Below are 5273 nucleotides of genomic sequence, written 5' to 3' on the forward strand. Positions count from 1 at the left end.
GTCCCCCTGCGCCGCAAGGGGAACCGGGGTGGCGTCCGGACAAGCCGCGTCAGCCCGCGAGGAGGGCGAGCACCGGGTTGTGCTCCGGGGGGACGATCTCGCGCGGTGGCCCAGGGGGAGTGCCGTCACCGAACGGGGAGCCGCCGAGCTCCTCGCGTCCGTGGGGCGTTGCCCAGTTCTCGAGGGCCGGACCGACGGGCACCACCCCGGTGGGGTTTATGTCGGTGTGCACGATGTAGTAGTGCTGCTTGATGTGGGTGAAGTCGATGGTGTCGCCGAAGCCCGGCGTCTGGAAGAGGTCGCGGGCATACCCCCAGAGCGCCCCCATCTCGCTGAGCTTGTTGCGGTTGCACTTGAAGTGGCCGTGGTAGACGGGGTCGAAGCGCGCGAGCGTCGTGAAGAGGCGCACGTCGGCCTCCGTGATGTGGTCACCGACGAGGTAGCGGCGCGTCGAGAGCCGCTCCTCCAGCAGGTCGAGATGCTCCCACAGCCTGCGGTAGGCCTTGTCGTAGGCCTCTTGGGTGCCCGCGAACCCGCAACGGTAGACGCCGTTGTTGACGAAGCGGTAGATCGGCTCGCTGACGGACTCGATCTCGTCGGCGAGGGCGTCGGGGTAGAGGTCGGGAGCGCCGTCGCGGTGCAGGTCGCGCCACTGCGTCTCGAGGTCGACGGTGATCTGCTTGAAGTCATTGGTCACCACCGCCCCGGTCGTGAGGTCGACCATGGCCGGGACGGTGATCCCGCGCGGGTAGTCGGGGTCGCGCTTGAGATAGGCGTCCTGGATGCGCGGGATCTGCAGCACCGGGTCCACGCCGCCGGGGTCGAGGTCGAAGGTCCAGCTGCGCTTGTCGTGGGTGGGACCGCAGATGCCCATGGACAGCGCGTCCTCGAGCCCGAGCAGGCGCCGCACGATGATGGCGCGGTTGGCCCACGGACACGCGCGCGACACGACGAGCCGGTAGCGTCCCGCCTCCACCGGGAAACCGTCGCGGCCGTCGGCCGTGATGCGGGTCGTGATGTAGTTCGTGTCGCGCTTGAAGCTCTTCTCGACGTACGTGCCCGGCTCGCTCATGGAGCCACCCTACGTTCCGTATGCCGGCTGCTTCCGTCCCGAAACACCTGCGTGGTCCCGGCGTGCTGCCACACCGCCGTGGGGGGAGAATGCAGGCATGAAGGTGTCCGGGAGGCGTCGTGCGTGAGCTGCGTCCGCTGACGCCGGATCGCGTCGGTGACCTCGTGGGCGGCTGCGCTCCGTGCACCTTCTGGCAGACGGTGCCGCGCAACGGGCACTCCGGACCGCGAGAGCCCCTGGAGCTGCTCTCCGAGTGGGTCGAGACGGTGACCGCGGACTGGGGGAGCCCTGGCCGGGTCGCCTACGTCGACGGGCAGCCGGCCGGGCACGTCCTGTTCGCCCCGGCCCGCCACGTCCCTCGCCTGGCGGCCTTTCCCACCTCCCCGTCGGACCCTTCGACGCTGATGCTCCTCACGGCGGTGACGACGGCCGCACATCCCGCGCTCCGCAAGACGCTCGTGCAGGCGGCGGCCAAGGACGCCCTGGCCCACCGGGTCCGCTCGCTCGAGGCCGTGGGAGCGCGACCGCTGGCCGTCTCCAGACACGCCTGCGTGCTCGACGTGGCCTTCCTCGAGAAGGTGGGCTTCCGCGTCGAACGAGACCACCCGGCATACCCCCGCCTGCGGATCGACCTGCGCACCGTGGTGACCCTGCGCGACGAGGTGGCCGAGGCACTGTCGCGTGCCCTCGCCCGGGTGCCCGGCGTGCATCCTGCACCCGCGCCGCACCCGAACGGGACGAGCCACGCGCACGTGGCGGAGCGGCAGCCGGACGGCCCGCTCCGCCGTTAGGGCCGCTCAGCCGTTGGTGCCGTCGGCCGTGGGGCCGGCCGCGCGCGCCTGCTGTGCCCGCATCGTCTCGAGGTGCCGGCGGAGGTCGTCGAGGCGCAGCACGCCGGTGCGTGAGGTGTCGGACTCGCCCAGGTAGACGCGCTGCAGCGCCACCACGACGGCCTCGGCGACGTGGTCGAGGGTCTGGCCGTCCGCCAGTGCATCGGCGTCGCCCTGGTGGTCCAGGTAGCCGAAGTCGAGCCGCACCGCCGGCATGCGGGTGCGCCGCAGCAGCGGCCAGGTGCGGGCGTGCGTGCGGCAGTCGGTCAGGCCGGTGCGCGCCACGACCTCGCGCAGGAGCAGGTCGGCGAAGCTCTCACCGATCACCGACCAGTCCGAGTGGGCGGCGGTGTCGGGGTGTCCGTAGAAGTACGTGGCCGCCCCGTGCGCCGAGCCCGAGGCGGAGTGGTCGGTGTGCAGCGACAGGACGAGGTCGGCGTCGCAGGAGTTGGCGAAGGCTGCCCGCTCCTCGTCGCTGCCGCCGTCGGTCGTCTCGGTGCGCGTGAAGACGACGCTGACGCCGTGGGCCGAGAGACGGCCCTCGATGCGCCGGGCGAGGTCGAGCGCGAGCTGGGCCTCCACGAGCCCGTGGGCGCCGCGGGCGCCGTCGTCACCCCCGCCGTGGCCGGGATCGAGCAGGATGGTCCGGCCGCTCAGGCTGAAACCGCCGCGGCGGATCTGCTCCCGCTCGCGCAGGGCGTTGGCCGACCCCCCGCTCACCGAGCGGCGCAGGCCCAGGAAGGCACGCATCGTGTCGGGACCGACGGTGCCGTCGGGGACGAGACCCACGGCCGCCTGGAAGGCCCGCAGCGCCGCGTCGGTGCTCGGGCCGTGCATGCCGTCGACCTTGCCGGGACGGAACCCGAGCTCGACGAGGCGGGTCTGCAGGGCCGCGACGTCGTCGCCCTCGATGAAGTGCTCGGGCACGTAGCGCAGCACCCGGTCACCGAGCGCCCACCGGGCGCCGTCGAGGACGGCATACGTGCTCCGTCCGACGATGCCGTCGACGAGGAGCCCGCGTCGCTGCTGGAACGACTTGACCGCCTGCTCCACGTGCTCGTCGTAGACCGCGTCGTCCGGCAGCGCGGAGGAGTGGTCGGGCTCCGAGGGGGCGACGAGGTCTCCGGTGAGGAGGAGGCGCTCGCGGACTGCCGCAACGGCTGGGCCGGAGTCACCGCGCCGGAGCAGGACGGGCTGCGGTGGTGTCATCTCGGCTCCTTTCCTCGCACGACTTCGGAGGGGTGGCGCGGCTTCGTGGTGCGTCGGCTCGGAAGCGCTCGAGGCGCCGTGAGCAGCGTAGTACGCCGAAGGGGTGACACCGTGACGACGGGCCACCCCTTCGATGTGGTAACAGGGTCAGGCGATGAACTCCTCGAGCTCCCGGAGCAGCTTGGGCTTGGGGTGGGCGCCGACGATCGACTTGACGACCTCACCCTTGACGTAGACGTTCAGCGTCGGGATGGAGACCACGCCGTAGCGGGCCGCGGTGTCGACGTTGGCGTCGGTGTCGAGCTTGACGATCTCGATCTTGTCGCCGTACTGCTCGTTGATCTCCTCGAGGATGGGGGCGACCTTGCGGCACGGGCCGCACCACGTCGCCCAGAAGTCGACGAGCACGGGCTTCTCGCTCATGAGGACGTCGTCGGCGAAGGTGGCGTCGGTCGTGTTCTTCAGTGCCATGGAGGCTCCTTCTCGGTGTGCGGCGGGGGTGGGTGGCAGGTGGGCTGTGGAGGTTACGCGTCGGCGCCGACGCCGGCCCGCACGTCGGGGATCTCTCCGACGTCCGTCTCGTCGATCAGGGCTGCCTCGGCAGCGGCCTCGTCGGGTGTGGCGGTGTCCTCGAGAGCGGCGAGGTAGTGCTCGGCGTCGAGCGCGGCGGCGCAGCCCGAGCCGGCGGCCGTGATGGCCTGGCGGTAGGTGTGGTCGACGAGGTCACCGCAGGCGAAGACGCCGGGGACGTTGGTACGCGTGGAGCGGCCGTCCACGAGGACGTAGCCGGCGTCGTCGGTGTCCACGATGCCGGTGACGAGCTCGTTGCGCGGGTCGTGCCCGATGGCGACGAACAGGCCGGTGACCGCCAGCTCGCGAGTCGCGCCGGAGACGGTGTCGCGCAGCGTGACACCGGTCAGCTTGCCGTCACCGTGGATCTCGGCGACCTCGGAGTTCCAGGCGAAGCGGATCTTGTCGTTGGCGTAGGCACGCTCCGCCATGATCTTGCTGGCACGCAGGGCGTCCCGGCGGTGGATGATCGTGACGGTGCGGGCGAACTTCGTCAGGAAGGTCGCCTCCTCGATGGCGGAGTCGCCGCCGCCGACCACGGCGATGTCCTGGTCGCGGAAGAAGAAGCCGTCACAGGTGGCACACCAGGAGACGCCGTGGCCCGAGAGCTCCTTCTCGCGCGGCAGGCCGAGCTCGCGGTAGGCCGACCCCATGGCGAGGATGACGGAGCGGGCGCGGTGGACGGTGCCGGCGCCGTCGGTGACGGTCTTGACCTCACCGGTCAGGTCGACGGCGGTGACGTCGTCGGTGACGAGCTCGGCGCCGAAGCGCTCCGCCTGGGCCCGCATACCGTCCATGAGGTCGGGCCCCATGATGCCGTCCTTGAAGCCGGGGAAGTTCTCGACGTCCGTCGTGTTCATCAGCGCGCCGCCGGCGGTCACGGCGCCCTCGAACACCAGCGGCTCGAGGTTGGCGCGCGCGGCGTACACGGCCGCCGTGTAGCCCGCTGGGCCCGAGCCGATGATGATGACGTTGCGGACGGTGTCCGGACTCGACATGGTGACGTGCTCCTCGTGAGGCTCTCGGTTCGTGCTCGCGGCCGCGGTTCCGCGCCCTGGATGCCGGCGTGGGGCGGTGCAGCGCAGGGTTCTGGCCGCGTGGGCTACAACCGATCCTAGGTGGTGCTTGTTCCCGCGCCGGTACGCCCGGGCGCGCGTCTGTCGGCGCCCGTGGCGACGCGCCCGCACGGGCTCAGGGGACGGGCGTGGCGCCCGCGAGGACTCCGGGGGCGCCGGTCGTGCAGCTGCGTGCGACGGCCCAGGCGGTGCTCGCGCCACCGCGCGTCACGACGACGACCGCGGCCGGCCTGCCGTCGAACGTGGCCAGGTCGGCCGAGACCGAGTCGGGCGCGGGGTGGGCGGCGTCGACGGCGCCGACCGCCTCGAGGCAGGACGCGAGGCCGATGGGGGTCGCGATGGGACCGATCGCCGGCGACTCGGCGGCGAGGCGGTCGATGGCGGGACCCGGGTGGTCGAGGAGGGTGCGCGCCTGCGCGGCGAGGCCACCCGAGGTGTAGGCCGTGCGGCTGAGCTGGATGTGCAGTCCGTCCGTCGTGGGTGCCGGCGAGGGGGAGGTCGCCCGTGCGCCGGAGG

The 5273-nt window shown here is 72.0% G+C and carries 6 protein-coding genes; 1 reads left to right on the forward strand and 5 read right to left on the reverse strand.

All coding sequences use genetic code 11. The features are described from left to right. Positions 1-49 precede the first annotated feature (49 nt). Complete coding sequence (locus tag ABD194_RS21515; RefSeq protein WP_343995346.1) at positions 50-1072, reverse strand: glutathione S-transferase family protein; 1023 nt, start codon at positions 1070-1072, stop codon at positions 50-52. Positions 1073-1191: 119 nt separating this feature from the next. Between ABD194_RS21515 and ABD194_RS21520 the strand changes: the two genes are divergently transcribed. Beyond that, a complete protein-coding gene (locus ABD194_RS21520; RefSeq protein ID WP_343995348.1) occupies positions 1192-1863 on the forward strand; it encodes an N-acetyltransferase in 672 nt (223 codons plus the stop codon). Positions 1864-1869: 6 nt separating this feature from the next. On the opposite strand, the gene ABD194_RS21525 is transcribed toward ABD194_RS21520, so the two are convergent. From ABD194_RS21525 to ABD194_RS21540, 4 genes are all read right to left on the reverse strand, one after another. After that, positions 1870-3111, reverse strand: coding sequence for an N-acetylmuramoyl-L-alanine amidase (locus tag ABD194_RS21525; RefSeq protein WP_343995350.1), 1242 nt, complete (start codon positions 3109-3111; stop codon positions 1870-1872). Between the two features lie 147 nt (positions 3112-3258). Then, complete coding sequence (trxA, locus tag ABD194_RS21530; RefSeq protein WP_343995352.1) at positions 3259-3582, reverse strand: thioredoxin; 324 nt, start codon at positions 3580-3582, stop codon at positions 3259-3261. Positions 3583-3635: 53 nt separating this feature from the next. Beyond that, the gene (trxB, locus tag ABD194_RS21535) at positions 3636-4679 is read right to left on the reverse strand and encodes a thioredoxin-disulfide reductase (protein WP_343995354.1); all 1044 of its coding nucleotides are present in this window, start codon (positions 4677-4679) and stop codon (positions 3636-3638) included. A gap of 193 nt (positions 4680-4872) precedes the next feature. After that, the coding region (locus ABD194_RS21540) for a hypothetical protein (protein WP_343995356.1) at positions 4873-5273 on the reverse strand (401 nt) is incomplete at its 5' end.

Source organism: Terrabacter terrae (assembly GCF_039529575.1).
GTDB classification, from domain to species: Bacteria; Actinomycetota; Actinomycetes; order Actinomycetales; family Dermatophilaceae; genus Terrabacter; species Terrabacter terrae.